At 67.4% G+C, this 15,477-nt stretch carries 13 protein-coding genes; 7 read left to right on the forward strand and 6 right to left on the reverse strand.

Features of this window, described 5'->3' with window-relative positions:
- Positions 1-22 precede the first annotated feature (22 nt).
- Complete coding sequence (rpmF, locus tag IFT54_RS02040) at positions 23-202, reverse strand: 50S ribosomal protein L32 (RefSeq protein WP_031438822.1); 180 nt, start codon at positions 200-202, stop codon at positions 23-25.
- 207 nt (positions 203-409) lie between these two features.
- Between rpmF and IFT54_RS02045 the strand changes: the two genes are divergently transcribed.
- Both IFT54_RS02045 and IFT54_RS02050 read left to right on the forward strand, forming a co-directional pair.
- Complete coding sequence (locus tag IFT54_RS02045; protein ID WP_192069423.1) at positions 410-853, forward strand: MAPEG family protein; 444 nt, start codon at positions 410-412, stop codon at positions 851-853.
- A gap of 38 nt (positions 854-891) precedes the next feature.
- A complete protein-coding gene (locus IFT54_RS02050) occupies positions 892-2,511 on the forward strand; it encodes a M28 family metallopeptidase (protein WP_192069684.1) in 1,620 nt (539 codons plus the stop codon).
- 187 nt (positions 2,512-2,698) lie between these two features.
- Here the strand turns inward: IFT54_RS02050 and IFT54_RS02055 are convergent, their stop codons facing one another.
- Positions 2,699-3,367, reverse strand: a complete 669-nt coding sequence (locus tag IFT54_RS02055; RefSeq protein ID WP_031394761.1) for an MBL fold metallo-hydrolase — start codon at positions 3,365-3,367, stop codon at positions 2,699-2,701.
- A gap of 80 nt (positions 3,368-3,447) precedes the next feature.
- On the opposite strand from IFT54_RS02055, the gene pabB reads away from it, so the two are divergent.
- From pabB to msrA, 4 genes are all read left to right on the forward strand, one after another.
- Complete coding sequence (gene pabB, locus IFT54_RS02060) at positions 3,448-5,208, forward strand: aminodeoxychorismate synthase component I (protein ID WP_192069424.1); 1,761 nt, start codon at positions 3,448-3,450, stop codon at positions 5,206-5,208.
- Between the two features lie 50 nt (positions 5,209-5,258).
- Positions 5,259-6,458, forward strand: coding sequence for a pyridoxal phosphate-dependent aminotransferase (locus IFT54_RS02065; RefSeq protein WP_037529965.1), 1,200 nt, complete (start codon positions 5,259-5,261; stop codon positions 6,456-6,458).
- Positions 6,459-6,657: 199 nt separating this feature from the next.
- Positions 6,658-6,807, forward strand: a complete 150-nt coding sequence (locus tag IFT54_RS02070) for a hypothetical protein (RefSeq protein WP_192069724.1) — start codon at positions 6,658-6,660, stop codon at positions 6,805-6,807.
- Between the two features lie 84 nt (positions 6,808-6,891).
- On the forward strand, positions 6,892-7,551 hold the full coding sequence (gene msrA / locus IFT54_RS02075; protein WP_192069425.1) for a peptide-methionine (S)-S-oxide reductase MsrA: 660 nt from the start codon (positions 6,892-6,894) through the stop codon (positions 7,549-7,551).
- A gap of 15 nt (positions 7,552-7,566) precedes the next feature.
- On the opposite strand, the gene pdeM is transcribed toward msrA, so the two are convergent.
- Positions 7,567-8,262: a ligase-associated DNA damage response endonuclease PdeM gene (pdeM, locus tag IFT54_RS02080; RefSeq protein WP_192069426.1), complete on the reverse strand. Its 696-nt coding sequence runs from the start codon at positions 8,260-8,262 to the stop codon at positions 7,567-7,569.
- 124 nt (positions 8,263-8,386) lie between these two features.
- Between pdeM and IFT54_RS02085 the strand changes: the two genes are divergently transcribed.
- Positions 8,387-10,351, forward strand: a complete 1,965-nt coding sequence (locus IFT54_RS02085) for a potassium transporter Kup (RefSeq protein ID WP_042466152.1) — start codon at positions 8,387-8,389, stop codon at positions 10,349-10,351.
- A gap of 159 nt (positions 10,352-10,510) precedes the next feature.
- Here the strand turns inward: IFT54_RS02085 and IFT54_RS02090 are convergent, their stop codons facing one another.
- From IFT54_RS02090 to IFT54_RS02100, 3 genes are all read right to left on the reverse strand, one after another.
- On the reverse strand, positions 10,511-11,890 hold the full coding sequence (locus IFT54_RS02090; RefSeq protein WP_244648466.1) for a M20/M25/M40 family metallo-hydrolase: 1,380 nt from the start codon (positions 11,888-11,890) through the stop codon (positions 10,511-10,513).
- Positions 11,891-11,982: 92 nt separating this feature from the next.
- A complete protein-coding gene (locus tag IFT54_RS02095; RefSeq protein ID WP_192069428.1) occupies positions 11,983-12,954 on the reverse strand; it encodes an aspartyl protease family protein in 972 nt (323 codons plus the stop codon).
- A 66-nt stretch (positions 12,955-13,020) separates the two neighbouring features.
- Positions 13,021-15,453, reverse strand: a complete 2,433-nt coding sequence (locus tag IFT54_RS02100; RefSeq protein ID WP_244648468.1) for a ligase-associated DNA damage response DEXH box helicase — start codon at positions 15,451-15,453, stop codon at positions 13,021-13,023.
- Positions 15,454-15,477: the final 24 nt, after the last annotated feature.

Genomic DNA, 15,477 nt, shown 5'->3' on the forward strand with positions numbered 1-15,477 from the left:
CGTCCTTCGCTCAGGTAAGGGCTCAGCCCTCGACCGAAAGGATTTCGCGACCGTTGTAATGGCCGCAAGACGTGCAGAGGTTGTGCGGGCGCTTGAGTTCGCCACAGTTCGGGCACTCCTGAAATGCCGCGATCGTCAGCGAATCGTGGCCACGGCGCATGCCGCGCTTGGAGGGCGAGGTTTTTCTCTTGGGGACGGCCATTTCGGCACCTTGTTCTTTATAAAGGTCGGGGCTCCGATAGGCCCGGACGAAGGAGTCGGCAACCGACTGTTAAGGTCGGCCGCGTGAGCTACCATACGGCCTGACGCATCGCGAAGCGTGGCGCTATAGCGATAATCGCCTGCGTTGCAAGCATGGTGGCACAGTGGCACGACCCGCGGACACCGGAAACATCGAGGAATAAGCTGCATGATCCTGCCCGTAACCCTGACGATCGCCGCCGCGGCCGCGGTCATCAATCTCTGGCTGGCCTTCCGGATCGTGCCGACTCGCCTCAAGGACAATGTCCTGCTGGGCGACAATGGCAATCCGGTCCTGCAGGGGCGGATGCGCGCGCAGGCGAACTTGGTCGAATATGCGCCCTTCATCCTGATCCTGTTCGCGCTGATCGAGCTGGGCGGCGGATCTCCCCGCTGGTTGTGGATCGCCGGGGTCGTTTTCGTCGTCGCGCGAATCGCGCACGCCTTCGGCATGGACAAGACGACGTCGAACCTGCCGCGCGCCGGTGGCGCACTCGCGACCTGGGCGCTGATGGCGCTGCTCGCGGGCTGGGCACTCGCGATCGCCTATCAGGCCGGTGCCACGCCGTCGGTCACGACGTTCCAGACGGCACCGATCGAGGGTCGCGCATGAGCATCGTCCGGAATGTCGCCGCCCTCCTCGCCACGCCGATGCTGTTCGCGGTCGCGACGCCCGGCCTTGCGAAGGACGGCCCGGCGCAGGACGCCATCTCGCCCGAGCATCTGTCCGCTGACGTCAGGACGCTGGCGTCGGACGCGTTCGAGGGCCGGGCACCGGGAACCGCGGGCGAAACCACGACGATCGACTGGCTCATCGCGCAGTTCAAGGCGATGAAGCTGTCGCCGGGCGGGCCGGACGGCAGCTGGACGCAGGCGGTGCCGCTGGTCCACACGCGGCTGGGGCAGGGCAGCGTGCGTGCCGGGGCAACGCCACTGGTCCAGGGCCGCGACGTCTATCTCAGCACGGTGCGCGGGGTCGACCGCGTCGCGATCGCCGACGCGCCGATGGTCTTTGTCGGCTACGGCGTCACCGCGCCCGAACGTGGCTGGGACGACTTCAAGGGTCTCGACCTGAAGGGCAAGGTCGCGGTCTTCCTGGTCAACGACCCCGATTTCGAGGCAGTGGCGGGCGATGATGCCAAGGGCCGGTTCGGCGATCGGCGCATGACCTATTATGGACGCTGGACCTATAAGTTCGAGGAGGCCGCGCGGCGCGGTGCGGTGGCGGCGCTGATCGTCCACGACACGCCGGGTGCCGGCTATGGCTGGGCGACGGTCACCGCACCCGCGGGCGAGAATTACGACATCGTGCGCGAGGATCCGACCTCGCGCGTGCTGCTGCAGGGGTGGATCGAAGGGGCCGCCGCAACCCGGCTCTTTGCCGCCTCCGGTCAGGACCTCGCCACGTTGCGCAAGGCCGCGCGACGCAGCGATTTCCGCCCCGTCGCGCTGAAGCAGCGGTTCACGACCGACCTTCCCGTCCGTCATGACACGGCGGAGAGTCGCAACGTGCTGGCGATGCTGCCCGGCAAGACCCGTCCCGACGAAGTGGTGATGTTCGGGGCGCATTGGGATGCGTATGGCGTCGGCGCGCCCGATGCGCAGGGGCGCACGATCCGCCCGGGTGCCAATGACGACGCGCTCGGCGTCGCGGGTGTGCTCGGCCTCGCCCGCAGCTTTGCCGCCGCGCCGCGCACCGATCGCAGCCTCGTCTTCGCGCTGTGGAGCGGGGAGGAGCGGGGGCTGCTCGGGTCGGAAACCTATGCGGTGAAACCGGTCTATCCCGCGGCCAAGACGGTCGCCAACCTGACGCTCGACATTCTTCAGACGGCGGGGCCGGCGCGCGACGTCCTGCTGGTCGGCGCGGGCCAGAACAGCCTGGAGGATATGCTGGGCGATGCGGCGAAGGCGCAGGGCCGTGTCGTAACCCCCGAAGCGCTCCCCGAACGGGGGCTGTTCTACCGCGCGGATCATTTCTCGGTCGCGCGGCGCGGCGTGCCGACGCTGTTGCTGATGGCGATCAGCGGTGCGTCCGACCTCGTGACGGGCGGGCGCCCAGCGGGGCAGGCGTGGCTCGACGGTTACATGAAATGCTATCACCAGACGTGCGACGCGTGGAGTGCGGACTGGGATCTGCGCGGCGCGGCGCAGGATGTCGGTCTGTTCCGGACGATAGGCACGAAGCTGGCGAACAGCCGGCTCTGGCCGGAGTGGCGCGACGACTCCGAATTCAAGTCGGTTCGGGCTGAAAGCGCGGGGGAGCGGAAGTAGGATTCAACCCACATTCGCTACCACCCCGGCGAAGGCCGGGGTCCAGTTGGGAAGGTTGCAGTAACGGCGCGCTACCTCCGCCAATCTTGGTCCCCCAACTGGGCCCCGGCCTTCGCCGGGGTGGGGTGATTGGCGCGTTGGACGTCTGCTTCCCGGTGTTCTCCCGCCTCCGCGGGGGAACAGGGACCTACGCCGCCAGCGCCCGATCGCTCACGAACAGGTTCGTCGCGCGCTCATGCGCGAACGTGCTCGCGGGGCCGTGACCCGGGATGAAGCTCGTGTCGCTGCCCAGCGGCCACAGCTTCTCGACGATCGACGACAGCAGCACCCGGTGATTGCCGCCGGGCATGTCCGATCGTCCGACCGACCCCTGGAACAGCACGTCGCCGACCTGCGCGAATTTTGACGGCGCGTGATGGAAGATCACATGGCCTTCGGTATGCCCCGGCGTTTCGTAGACATCGAGGACGAGATCGCCGACCGACACCCGGTCGCCCTCGACCAGCCACCGGTCGGGTTCGAAATTGACGCCGGCGATCCCGTATTTCGGCCCGTCCTGGTCAAGCCGCTGGAGCCAGAAACGGTCGGCCTCGTGCGGCCCCTCGATCGGCACCGCCAGATCGTCGGCTAGCGCCTTCGCCTCGCCGGCATGGTCGATATGCCCGTGCGTCAGCAGGATCTTCTCGACCGTCACGCCCGCCTCCGCGATCGCCGCCTTGATTCGCGGCAGGTCGCCGCCGGGATCGACCACCGCCGCCTTCATCGTCGCGGTGCACCACAGCAACGTGCAGTTCTGCTGGATCGGCGTGACGGGGATGATCGCGGCACGCAGCGGCGGCAGGGAGGTCTTTGTCATTCCGGCAAAATAGGGCGGCGGGCGGTTTCGGGCAATCGCCGCTTGCGGTTTGCCTGCCGCCCCGTGCATCAGTCGGCACGATGTGGACTGCGCCCTTCGTGCTGCTTGATGATGCCCGGGAGGCGGGGGCCCCCGCGCGCCTGTACGATCGGCCTGTCCGGGTCGTTCGCGCGGACACCCCCGATGCCGTGCAACCGGCACTTGCCGAGATCCGCCGCGGACTGGCCGAGGGGCTGCACGCCGCGGGGATGCTGGCCTATGAGGCGGGGATGACGTTCGCGTCGCGTGCGGTCGAGGCCGGCCCGCCGGACGGCCCGTTGCTGTGGTTCGGCCTGTTCGAGCGCTACGAAACGATCCCCGCGGCGGCGCTGCCCGCGCTGTTGCCCGATCCTGCCGGAATCTGGGTCGGGCCGCCGCAGCCGCAGATCGACCGCGAGGCCTATGATGCGCGAATCGCACGGCTGCTCGCGCTGATCGCGGCGGGCGACATCTATCAGGCCAATCTGACCTTTGCCGCGACCGTGCCGTTCATCGGCGATCCCCGCGCGCTCTATGCCCGCCTCAGACACCAGGCGCGCGCCGGCTATGGCGCGCTGATCGACACGGGCGACGAGACCTGTCTGTCGCTGTCGCCCGAACTGTTCTTCACGCTCGAGGGCGATCGGCTGACCTGTCGGCCGATGAAGGGCACCGCGCCGCGCGGCGCCACGCCCGATGTCGACCGCCGCCTTGCCCAGGAGCTGGCCGCCGATCCGAAGCAGCGCGCGGAAAATCTGATGATCGTCGACCTGATGCGCAACGATCTGTCGCAGGTCGCGCAGGGTGTCTCGGTCCCCGACCTGTTCACGGTGGAGACCTATCCGACCGTCCACCAGATGACCTCGACGGTGGCAGCGCGGCTGACCCCAGGTCGCGATGCGATCGATGCGCTCGCCGCGCTGTTCCCCTGCGGCTCGATCACCGGCGCACCCAAGCAGCGCGCGATGGAGGTCATCGCAGAGGTCGAGCAGGCCCGCCCCCGCGGCCTCTATACCGGTGCGATCGGCCGGTTCGATCCGGGTGGTGACGCCGCGCTGAACGTCGCGATCCGCACGCTGACGGTGCGCGACGGTGACGCGGTGATGGGACTCGGCTCGGGGATCGTCGCGGACAGCGTCGCCGACCAGGAATGGCAGGAATGCGCGGACAAGGCGGCCTTCGTCACCGCCGGACAGCGCAAGCTGGACCTGATCGAGACGATGGCGTTCGATCCCGAACACGGGGTGATGCGGCTCGAACTGCATCTCGCCCGGCTGACCGCGAGCGCGGCGGCGCTGGGGTTCAGCTTCGATCGTCACGCCGTTCGGAACGAGCTGCAGGCGGCGACCTTCCGGTTGCGCGGTCCGCGGCGGATCCGGCTGGTCGTCGCGGCATCGGGCGCGGTCGCGATCCAGGTCGGTCCGATGCCGGTCACGCCCGCGCAGATGACGGTCGCGATCGTCCCGCTGCCCGTCGCGCCCGCCGATATCCGGCTGCGCCACAAGACCAGCGACCGCGCCTTTTACGACGACGCGCGGCGTGCCGCGGGCACCACCGAAGTGGTATTCGAGGGGCCCGACGGCTTCCTGACGGAGGGCAGCTTCACCTCGCTGTTCGTGCCGCGCGACGGGGTGCTGGTGACCCCGCCTGTAGGCGCGCTGATCCCCGGCGTGCTGCGCGCCGATCTGCTCGCCAGCGGCCAGGCGGTCGAGGGACGGTTGACGCGCGCCGACCTCGCCAACGGGTTCCGTATGGGAAATGCAGTACGTGGGCTCGTTCCGGCCGTTGTTGCGGTTGCGAAATCAGGCGATCGCGGCGTATAGCCCGCGCGAATTCCGCAGGCGCCGCTGCGGTCAACCGCAGAGGTTTCACCATGCACGCATCCGCCGCCCTTGGCCGCATCAGCCCTTCGCCGACCCTCGCGATCACGTCGCGTGTGCTCGAACTGAAGCGCGCCGGCGTCGACGTGATCGGGCTGGGGGCGGGCGAGCCTGATTTCGACACGCCCGATTTCGTCAAGGAGGCCGCGATCCAGGCGATTCGCGACGGCAAGACGAAATACACCAATGTCGACGGTACGATCGAGCTGAAGCAGGCGATCGCCGCCAAGTTCGCGCGCGACAACGGCCTGACCTATGCGACCGACCAGATCAGCGTGAACGTGGGCGGCAAGCACACCCTGTTCAACGCGATGGTCGCGACGATCGATCCGGGTGACGAGGTCGTGATCCCCGCACCCTATTGGGTCAGCTATCCCGACGTCGTGCAGTTCGCCGGCGGCGTACCGGTGATCGTCAAGGCCGGCCCCGAGGTCGGCTATAAGCTCGCACCCGAGGCGCTCGACGCGGCGATCACGCCCAAGACCAAGTGGGTGATCCTCAACTCGCCGTCGAACCCGACCGGCGCCGGCTACACGATCGACGAGCTGAAGGCTCTGGGCGCGGTGCTCGCGAAGCACCCGCATGTCTGGATCTTCGCCGACGATATGTACGAGCATATCGTCTATGACGGCTTCAGGTTCGCGACGATCGCCGAGGCGTGCCCCGAGCTGTTCGAGCGCACGCTGACCGTCAATGGCTGTTCGAAGGCCTATGCGATGACCGGCTGGCGGATCGGCTATGCGGGCGGCGCAAGCTGGCTGATCAAGGCGATGGCCAAGCTCCAGTCGCAGTCGACCTCGAACCCGTGCTCGATCGCGCAGGCCGCCGCGGTCGCCGCACTGAACGGCGACCAGTCGTTCCTCGCCGAGCGCAACACCGCCTTCCAGGGCCGCCGCGATCTGGTCGTGTCGATGCTGAACGAAATCGACGGCATGGAATGCCCGACGCCCGAGGGTGCGTTCTATGTCTATCCGTCGTTCGCCGCGCTGATCGGCAAGTCGACGCCGAACGGTCGGCTGATCGACACCGACGAGGCGATGGTCGGCTATCTTCTCGACGATGCCAAGGTCGCGGTCGTGCAGGGCGCGGCATTCGGCCTCAGCCCCGCGTTCCGGATCAGCTATGCCACGTCGGACACGCTGCTGCGCGAGGCTTGCACGCGGATCCAGACCGCCTGCGCCGCGCTGCGCTGATCCGGCACGCCCGGCAACATCGCGGACATGCCCGGACATCCGCCAGCAACCCTGCTGGCGGATGAACGGATTGGCCACATCGCGTTAATCGACCGTTTCATAAAACGGCATTGTGAAGACGCGGCATCCCCACGACATGCTGGGTCGTAGCTGACGTGATCCACCGGGATCACGCCAAGTCTGATTTCAACAGGAGCGCATGATGCGCAATCTTATCAAGTCGAGCTTTCTCTGGCAGTTTACTGGCGGTTTTGTTCTGGGTGCGCTGGGTCTCCTTGCGTTCCAGCCCGCCGAGGCAACGCAGCCGGTGTATGGCGCGCCCGTGCACGCCGCTCCCGCCCAGCGCTGAGCCTGCTGGATCCCGGTGATCGGTCGCCGAAAGGCATTCCGCGCCGGGGCTGGAAACGTCATCGAGACGCCCCACATGATCAACATGCACACGCCCCTTTTCGCAACGCTCGCCGCCGTCGGACTAGCCGGTGCGGTCATCGCCACCGGTTCTGCGCAGGCAGAGCGCGCGGTCATCATCCCGGCCGCGACCGTCGACGTCCCGCGGACGGGCGGCCTGCAGACCGCGGTGCTGGCGGGCGGCTGTTTCTGGGGCCTCGAGGCGGTGTTCGAGCATGTCCGCGGCGTCAAGGGCGTGACCGCAGGCTATGCCGGCGGGACGAAGGCGACCGCGAATTACGAGCAGGTGTCGAGCGAAACCACGCGGCATGCCGAGGCGGTGCGGATCAGCTATGATCCCCGCGTCGTGAGCTATGCCACGCTGCTGCGCGTCTATTTTTCGATCGCGCATGATCCGACGCAGCTGAACCGGCAGGGCCCCGACAGCGGCACCAGCTATCGCTCCGCGATCTTCCCGCAGTCCCCGCAGCAGGCGCAGGTCGCACGCGCCTATATCTCACAACTCGGTCAGACGCGGGCGTTCGCGCGGCCGATCGTCACGACGCTCGAAACCGGCAGATTCTATCCTGCCGAAGCCTATCACCAGGACTTTTTCGACCGGAATCCGACGCATCCCTACATCGTCGCCTGGGACAAGCCGAAGCTCGCGGCGTTCCGCAAGGCCTTCCCGACGATCGCCAGCTAACGCCGGCTGAGCGGCTCAGGCGGAGACGGCGATCCGCGTGTCCGGTCGCTGAGGGGCGACCGGAAAGCGCAGCATCCGGTCCGCGACCGGCAACAGCGCCTGCGCACCATTGCCCACGGCGCGGATGATCTCGGGATGGTCGACGTCCAGCCCGCCCGTCAGCGATCCGAAGGCGGGCAGGATCAGCTTGGTCTCGGTCGCGACGAAACACCGCCGCGCGACCTGCTTGCCGCGCAGCCGAAGGCGCAATTTGGGATGGAAATGGCCCGAGAGTTCGGGCCGGGTCTCGCGCGGATCGGCCTCGTGGCGCAGCACCAGGCCATCGACACAGGCCTCGTCGACGACTGTGCCACCGCACCGGTCGAGGATCATCGGGTCATGATTGCCGGTAATCCAGGTCCAGTGGGTCTTCTGCGTCATGGCGCGCAACATGTCCTGCGCGCGCTGCGGCAGCCGGTCGCAGCCGTCGCTGTCGTGGAAACTGTCGCCGAGACACCAGATCTCGGTCGCGCGGGTCGCGTCGAGCACGGCGGCGAGTTCGGTCAAGGTCGCGATCGAATCATAAGGTGGCAGCATCTGGCCACGGCTGGCGAACCAGCTCGCCTTCTCGAAATGCAGGTCGGCGACCAGCAAGGCGTGTCGCGCGGGCCAGTAAACCGCACCTGCCGCCAGCGCCGAAAGCGTGTGTCCGCCGAACGAAAAGGGAACCATCAGGTGGCCATGCCGTCGGTCGACGTTCGAATCAAGCGATTGTGCGGCGCAGCGTCGAACACTTGCGCATGGCTGCAATCGGCGTAAAGCGCGCCGTCCCATCAGGAGGAGCGCTTTTCGCGCCATGTCGTCCGTCGCCGGAACACCCCAGCCCGCTGAAACGTCCACCGATCTGTCGGCGGCGCATCTTCACCCGCATCCGGCGCTCGCCGCGCTGACCGTGGGGGCGATCGGCGTGGTGTTCGGCGATATCGGCACCAGCCCGCTCTATGCCTTCCGCGAAGCGCTTGGCCAGAGCGCTGCGGGCGGGATCGATCCGAGCGAGATTCTCGGCGTGCTCAGCCTGGCGCTGTGGTCGCTGTTCCTCGTCGTCACCGTGAAATACGTCATCTTCCTGATGCGCGCGGACAATCAGGGCGAGGGCGGCGTGCTTGCACTCGCAGCGCTCGCAAGGCGGGCGCTGGGGGTGCGGTCGAAGATCGCGATCGTGCTGGGGGCCGCCGGCGCGTCGCTGTTCTACGGCGATGCGATCATCACGCCGGCCCTGTCCGTCCTCTCGGCGATGGAAGGGCTGCGCACGATCCCCAGCGCGGCGCACATCTTCAACGAAGGCGTGGTGCGCGCGTTGACGATCGCCATTCTCATCGTCCTGTTCGTGATCCAGTCGCGTGGCACCGCGCATGTCTCGAAGCTGTTCGGTCCGGTCTGCATCGTCTGGTTCGTCGCGATCGGTGCGCTGGGCGTGTGGCATATTGCCGACGAGCCCTCGATCGTCCGCGTCTTCTCGCCGACCTACGGCGTCGCGTTTCTCGCGACCCACGGCGTCACCGGGCTGTTCGTGCTCGGCGCGGTGTTCCTGACCGTCACCGGAGCGGAAGCGCTGACCGCGGACATGGGCCATTTCGGCAAGATGCCGATCCGGATCGGCTGGTTCTTCCTGGTCTTTCCGGCGCTCGCGCTCAACTATCTCGGGCAGGGCGCGTTCGCGCTGTCGCAGCTCGAGGATGCCGCGCGTCGGGGCGTCCCGTTCGTCAATCAGGACTGGTTCTTCCTGATGGCACCCGAATCGCTGCGCCCCGCGCTGATCATCCTCGCGGGCTTCGCGACGGTCATCGCCAGCCAGGCGGTGATCACCGGCGCGTTCAGCCTGACGCAGCAGGCGATCCAGCTCGGCCTGCTGCCGCGGCTGCGCATCCGCCAGACATCGGCGGTGTTCGCCGGGCAGATCTACCTGCCCGCGATCAACTGGCTGTTGCTGATCGGCGTGCTGGTGCTGGTGATCCAGTTCAAGACCTCGTCGGCGATGGCCGCGGCGTATGGTATCGCCGTGACCGGCACGATGGTCGTCACCACGCTGCTCGCCTATATCGTCGTGCGTCACCGCTGGAACTGGTCGCGGCCGCTGGCGCTCGCCGCGATCCTGCCGTTCCTGACGCTCGACCTGATCTTCTTCGGCGCGAACATCCTGCGCGTGATCGAGGGCGGCTGGGTGCCACTGGTGATCGCGGCGTCGATCGGGCTGATCATCTTCACCTGGGTGCGCGGCAAGAAGATCGTCAGCGCGTTCGAGAAGCGGCAGAGCATCCCGCTCAGCGATCTCGCCGCCGCGCTCGAGAAGCGCCCGCCCGAGCGCGTGTCGGGGACCGCGGTGTTTCTCACCGCCAATCCGCACGCCACGCCCGGCGCGCTGCTTCACAATTTGAAGCACAACAAGGTTCTGCACGAGCGCAACCTGATCGTCAGCATCCGCACCGCGGATCGCCCGTTCGTCGATCAGGCAGGCCGCGCCAAGGTCGAGCGGGTCGATGACAATTTCTCGATCGTCGTGCTGACCTACGGCTTCATGGAATCCCCCGACGTGCCGCGCGATCTTGGTGTCGGCGCGAAGACCGAGCAGCTCGGCCTCGACCCGATGCGGACGTCGTTCTTCATCGGCCGCAACACGCTCAAGCCCGACGCGGAAAAGGGCATGCCGCCCTGGCAGGACCGGATCTTCATGTTCCTGCAGCGCAACGCGAGCGATCCGACCGATTTCCTGCGGATCCCGCCCGGCAAGGTGCTCGAACTCGGCGAGCAGGTGACGGTCTAGACTCCCTCTCCCCTAGGGGGAGAGGGAAGGGGCCCGCACGGCGAAGCCGGGTGGGAAGGGTGAGGGGCGTGTGGCTAGGGACCCCGACCCAATACCCCTCACCCTTCCGTCGCGCGCGGCTCCTCCCTCCCTCTCCCCCAAGGGGAGAGGGGTTCAGCGTCATCCCGCGAACGCCTTGACCAGATCGTACAGATAGTCGCGGCCGTCATAGAGCGACGCGATCCGGATCCGTTCGTTCAGGCCGTGGATCCCGCCCATGTCCTTGTCGATGAACACGCCCGGCGCGCCGTAGACCGGAATGCCGATCGCCTCGAAGAAGATGCCGTCGGTCGCGCCGGTCGACATCAGCGGCAGGATCGGCAGGCCGGGGAAGTGCTTGGCCGCGACCTTGGTCACCGGGCCCATGATCTTGGGATCGAGCGTCGGCGGGATCGCGGTCGGCCGGACTGGCTGGTTCGCGGTCACGCTCACCTTGGTACCGGCGAGCGACTTCAGCTTGGCGAGCGTGCCGTCGACCGTCTCGCCGGGAAAGATCCGGCAGTTCACATTCGCGGTCGCGCGCTGCGGCAGCGCGTTTTCGGCATGGCCCGCACTCAGCAACGTCGCGACACAGGTTGTGCGCAGCGTCGAATGCATCGCCTTGTCGCGGCTGACGATCGCGTCGGCCGCCTTGTCCTGCGGATTGGCGAGCAGCCGCGTGATCGCGTCGCCCATCGTGCCCGGCATCGCTTTTGCACTTGCGGCGAAGAAGGCGCGCGTCGTGTCGGTGAAGGTCACGGGGAATTCATGGCCCTGCACCGCCTTCACCGCGTCAGCGAGTTCGTAGATCGCATTGTCGGGCGTCGGCTGGGAGCTGTGCCCGCCGGGGTTGGTTGCGGTGAAAGTGTAATTCTGCGCAGCCTTCTCACCGACCTGGATCGCCAGCAGCTGGCGCTTGCCAGTATCGTCGAGCCGCCCGCCGCCGCCCTCGTTCAACGCGAATTCGGCGGCGATCAGGTCCGGCTTGCTCGCGGCCAGATATTGCGCGCCGTTCCACGCGAAGGTCGTCTCCTCGCCACAGGTCAGCGCGAGCTTGATCGTCCGCTTCGGCGTGTAGGCCGACGTCTTGAAGCGGATCATCGCGTCGGACCAGATCGCCGCCTGCGCCTTGTCGTCGACGGTGCCGCGCGCGTAATAATAGCCGCCCTCCTCGATCAGCGTGAACGGATCGCGCACCCAGTCCTCGCGCTTGGCCTCGACGACGTCGAGATGCCCGAGCAGCAGCATCGGCTTGATCGATGCGTCCGACCCCTTCAGCACCGCGACCAGCCCGCCATCCTTGGGATGCTCGGGAACCGAGAAATAGGTGATGTCGGCATCGGCATAGCCCGCGCTTTTCAGCCGTGCGCCGATCTGCGCGGCGGCCTGGGTGCAGCTGCCCGAGGACAGCGTCGTGTTGGTCTCGACCAGCTCCTTGTAGAGTCCGAAAAACGCCTTCTGGTCGGGGCGGCTTTGCGCAAATCCCGTACCGGGCATGCTGACGACACTGGCCGTCAGCATCACTCCCGCCATGACCCTGCTTACTGCGCGCATCGTCGTCCCCTTGATCGTTTATTGCAGCAGCGTTGCAGCGAATGATCGATCACGCAACCTCAACGCGGCGTAACATTGCGCGGCAGGGCAAGCCGCACCTCGCGATTGGCAAAGTCGATGTCGACGCGGCGGAACAGCGTCAGCGCATCCATGCCGAGCAGGATCGCGGGCCGTTCCGCCAGCCCGAACTGGCGAAAGGGCGGGGCGTCGACGGCCGTCAGCGCGATCGGCAGGCTGGTGATCGTCAGGCTGCCGATCATGACGCGATCGATCGTCGAATAGTCCGCCATCACCGTCTGTCCGGTAACACCGGTCAGCGCGATCGATTGCGACCGGACCGGCTTGCGCAACAGCTTGCGGCGCAACGCGGCATTGCCCATGCTGACCGATGACCCGGTATCGATGATCACGCGGATCCGGACGCCATTGCAATAGGCGTCGGTGACGACGAGCTGGCCGAACAGGCTGCGTGCCCGGACGACGATCTCGCCCCGCTCGGTCCGCTCGCGGCGGTTGCGCCGGCGCGCGGGCGTCACGGTCATCGTGCGGGTGTCGAAATCGATCCCCACCGCACGTCCCTGCAGCGTGTCGATCCCCAGCAGCCCCAGCGCGCCCAGATTCTGCGCGGCGATTGCGGGCGCTTCGATTGCCGGGCTGTCGATCGTGCCGACCCGCAGCGCCGGGATGATCACGGTCGCGACGCTGTCCGATCCGGTCATGCCCGTGACGCGGACGATCCGGCCGGGCGCAAGCCGCAACACCGCCGCAAGCTCGCGTGAGATCACGGTGCGTTGCGCGCCGGTATCGACGACGAACTTCTGCGGACTGGTGCCCGCGATCGACACGGGCACCGTCATCCGGCTCTCGTCCTGCCCGAACAGCATCACCGTGTTTGCTGCAGATGCTGCATCATCGACCGGTGCAGCATAAGCGGGCGGGGCGGCGGCTTGCGGGATAGGGTCGGGGGCAGACTGCTGGGCCGCAGCCGGGGCAGCAATGATGAGCAACACCGGGCCTGACCACCTGCGCATGACCCGATGCTGCGCCCGAAACCGACGGACGACAAGTCGTTCGTCCCTGGTTCGTCTCGGGTCCGTTCAGTCGATCCGCATCGCCTCGGCCGCCAGCGCCTCCGCCTCGATCAGCAGGGCGTCGTCGGACGTGTTGGTAGCGACCTTCTCACGCCCGATCAGCGTCAGGATCGGCACCGCGAGCGGCGTCACGCGCTCGAGATCGACATGCAGCATCGTTTCCGCCGCACGGTCGAGCAGCCCGGCCAGTCGCCCGACATCGGTCATCCGCGCCCGCGCATCCGCCCAGGCGGCCTCGAGCAGCAGATGCGTCGGCTCGTATTTGCGCAGCACGTCATAGATCAGGTCGGTCGAGAAGGTGACCTGACGCCCGGTCTTGCGCTTGCCGGGATGCTGCCGCTCGACCAGCCCGCCGATCACCGCGACCTCGCGAAACGCGCGTTTGAGCAGATGCGATTGCTGCACCCAGTCGACGAACTCATGTTCGAGAATATCGGCGGAGAACAGCGAGGCCGGGTCGGTGATCTTGTCGATCCCGTACACCGCCAGCGCATAGTCGTTCGCGACGAAGCCGAGCGGTTTGAGCCCCTGCGTCTCCATCCGCCGGGTGATCAGCATGCCCAGCGACTGGTGCGCGTTCCACCCCTCGAAGCTGTAGGCGACCATGTAATGCCGCCCCTCGCGCGGGAAGGTCTCGACGAGCAGCTGACCGGGTTCGGGCAGGACCGAGCGCAACCGTTGATATTCAAGCCATTCGCGCACGTCGTCGGGGAAGCGCGCCCATTCGCCGGGATGCGCCAGGAACCCGCGGACGCGGTCGGCGAGGTTGGTCGACAGCGGCATCCGGCTGCCGCCATAGGTCGGGATCCGCGCCGGCTTGGACGTCGCGCGGACGACGAGGTCCTCGGTGTCCATCTTGATGACCTCAAGGCTGAGGCCGGCGAAGAAGAAGGTGTCGCCGGGGCTGAGCTGCGCCGCGAAGCCTTCCTCGACGCGGCCGAGCGCGCGGCCATTGCCGAACCGGACGTTGAGCATCGTCGCCTCGACGATGATCCCGGCGTTCAGCCGGTGCTGGCCGATGCACTTGGGATGGCTGATCCGCCATGTGCCGTCCGCATCCTGCGTCAGCCGCTTGAACCGGTCATAGGCCTTGAGCGCATAGCCGCCGTCGCTGATGAAGCCGAGCACGCGCGAGAAGGTCTCGGCCGGCAGCGCGGAATAAGGGAGGGCCGAGCGGACCTCGTCGAGCAGGTCCTCCTCGCGGAACGGCGCGGCGCAGGCGCAGGCCATGACATGCTGCGCCAGCACGTCGAGCGCGCCGACGCGGAACAGGTCGGGATCGAGCTCGCCCGCCTCGACCGCGTCGAGCGCGGCGCGTGCCTCGAGATATTCGAACCGGTTGCCGGGGACGAGGATCGCCTTGCTCGCCTCGTCGAGCCGGTGATTGGCGCGGCCGATCCGCTGGAGCAGCCGCGACGAACCCTTGGGTGCGCCCATCTGGATCACGCAGTCGACATTGCCCCAGTCAACGCCCAGGTCGAGGCTCGCGGTCGCGACCAGCGCGCGCAGCTTGCCCTCCGCCATCGCGCCCTCGACCTTGCGTCGTGCCTCGCGCGCGAGGCTGCCGTGATGGACGCCGATCGGCAGCGTATTGGCGTTCACCTTCCACAGATCCTGGAAGATCAGCTCGGCGAGGCTGCGCGTGTTGCAGAACACGATCGTCGTCGCATGTTTCTCGATCTCCGCCATCACCTGCTCGGCGGCATAGCGGCCCGAATGGCCCGACCACGGAATGCGCCCCTCGGGCAGCAGGATCGCGATGTCCGGATCCGCGCCCGCCTCGCCCTGCACCATCGCGACCTGGTCGATATCGCCGTCGGGGGCGAGCCACGCGCGATAGCCGTCGGCATCCGCGACCGTCGCCGACAGCGCGACGCGCCGCATCCCCGGCGAGATTGTCTGCAACCGCGCCATGCACAGCGAGAGCAGGTCGCCGCGCTTGCCGGTCGCAAACGCATGGACCTCGTCGATCACGATCGTGCGGATCCCCTCGAACATCGTGATGCTGTCAGGATAGCTGAGCAGCAGCGAGAGCGATTCGGGCGTCGTCAGCAGGATCTGCGGCGGTTTCACGCGTTGCCGTGCCTTGCGGTCCGACGGCGTGTCGCCGGTGCGCGTCTCGACGCGGATGTCGACGCCCATCTCCTCGATCGGCGTCAGCAGGTTGCGCTGGACGTCGACCGCGAGCGCTTTCAGCGGCGAGACGTAGAGCGTGTGGAGCCCGCTGGTCGGCTCCTCGATCAACTCGGCGAGCGTCGGCAGGAAGCCGGCGAGCGTCTTGCCCGCCCCCGTCGCCGCGACCAGCAGCGCGTGGTGCCCGGCGCGTCCCTGCGCCAGCATGTCGGTCTGATGCCGGCGCGGCCGCCAGCCCCGTGTCGCAAACCAGTCATCAAGTTGGGGGGGAAGGTCGCTCACGGCCTGTTCACGCATGGTCGTCATATGGGTGCACTATGCCGCAACGCC

The sequence above is a fragment of the Sphingomonas sp. CFBP 13714 genome (assembly GCF_014842205.1).
Lineage (GTDB): Bacteria > Pseudomonadota > Alphaproteobacteria > Sphingomonadales > Sphingomonadaceae > Sphingomonas > Sphingomonas aerolata.

What these genes read in the sequence shown, in the direction of transcription:
- rpmF (WP_031438822.1), bottom strand. Translation starts at nt 202, where the DNA reads ATGGCCGTCCCCAAGAGAAAAACCTCGCCCTCCAAGCGCGGCATGCGC.
- IFT54_RS02045 (WP_192069423.1), top strand. Translation starts at nt 410, where the DNA reads ATGATCCTGCCCGTAACCCTGACGATCGCCGCCGCGGCCGCGGTCATC.
- IFT54_RS02050 (WP_192069684.1), top strand. Translation starts at nt 892, where the DNA reads ATGCTGTTCGCGGTCGCGACGCCCGGCCTTGCGAAGGACGGCCCGGCG.
- IFT54_RS02055 (WP_031394761.1), bottom strand. Translation starts at nt 3,367, where the DNA reads ATGACAAAGACCTCCCTGCCGCCGCTGCGTGCCGCGATCATCCCCGTC.
- pabB (WP_192069424.1), top strand. Translation starts at nt 3,448, where the DNA reads ATGTGGACTGCGCCCTTCGTGCTGCTTGATGATGCCCGGGAGGCGGGG.
- IFT54_RS02065 (WP_037529965.1), top strand. Translation starts at nt 5,259, where the DNA reads ATGCACGCATCCGCCGCCCTTGGCCGCATCAGCCCTTCGCCGACCCTC.
- IFT54_RS02070 (WP_192069724.1), top strand. Translation starts at nt 6,658, where the DNA reads ATGATGCGCAATCTTATCAAGTCGAGCTTTCTCTGGCAGTTTACTGGC.
- msrA (WP_192069425.1), top strand. Translation starts at nt 6,892, where the DNA reads ATGCACACGCCCCTTTTCGCAACGCTCGCCGCCGTCGGACTAGCCGGT.
- pdeM (WP_192069426.1), bottom strand. Translation starts at nt 8,262, where the DNA reads ATGGTTCCCTTTTCGTTCGGCGGACACACGCTTTCGGCGCTGGCGGCA.
- IFT54_RS02085 (WP_042466152.1), top strand. Translation starts at nt 8,387, where the DNA reads ATGTCGTCCGTCGCCGGAACACCCCAGCCCGCTGAAACGTCCACCGAT.
- IFT54_RS02090 (WP_244648466.1), bottom strand. Translation starts at nt 11,890, where the DNA reads ATGCTGACGGCCAGTGTCGTCAGCATGCCCGGTACGGGATTTGCGCAA.
- IFT54_RS02095 (WP_192069428.1), bottom strand. Translation starts at nt 12,954, where the DNA reads ATGCGCAGGTGGTCAGGCCCGGTGTTGCTCATCATTGCTGCCCCGGCT.
- IFT54_RS02100 (WP_244648468.1), bottom strand. Translation starts at nt 15,453, where the DNA reads ATGACGACCATGCGTGAACAGGCCGTGAGCGACCTTCCCCCCCAACTT.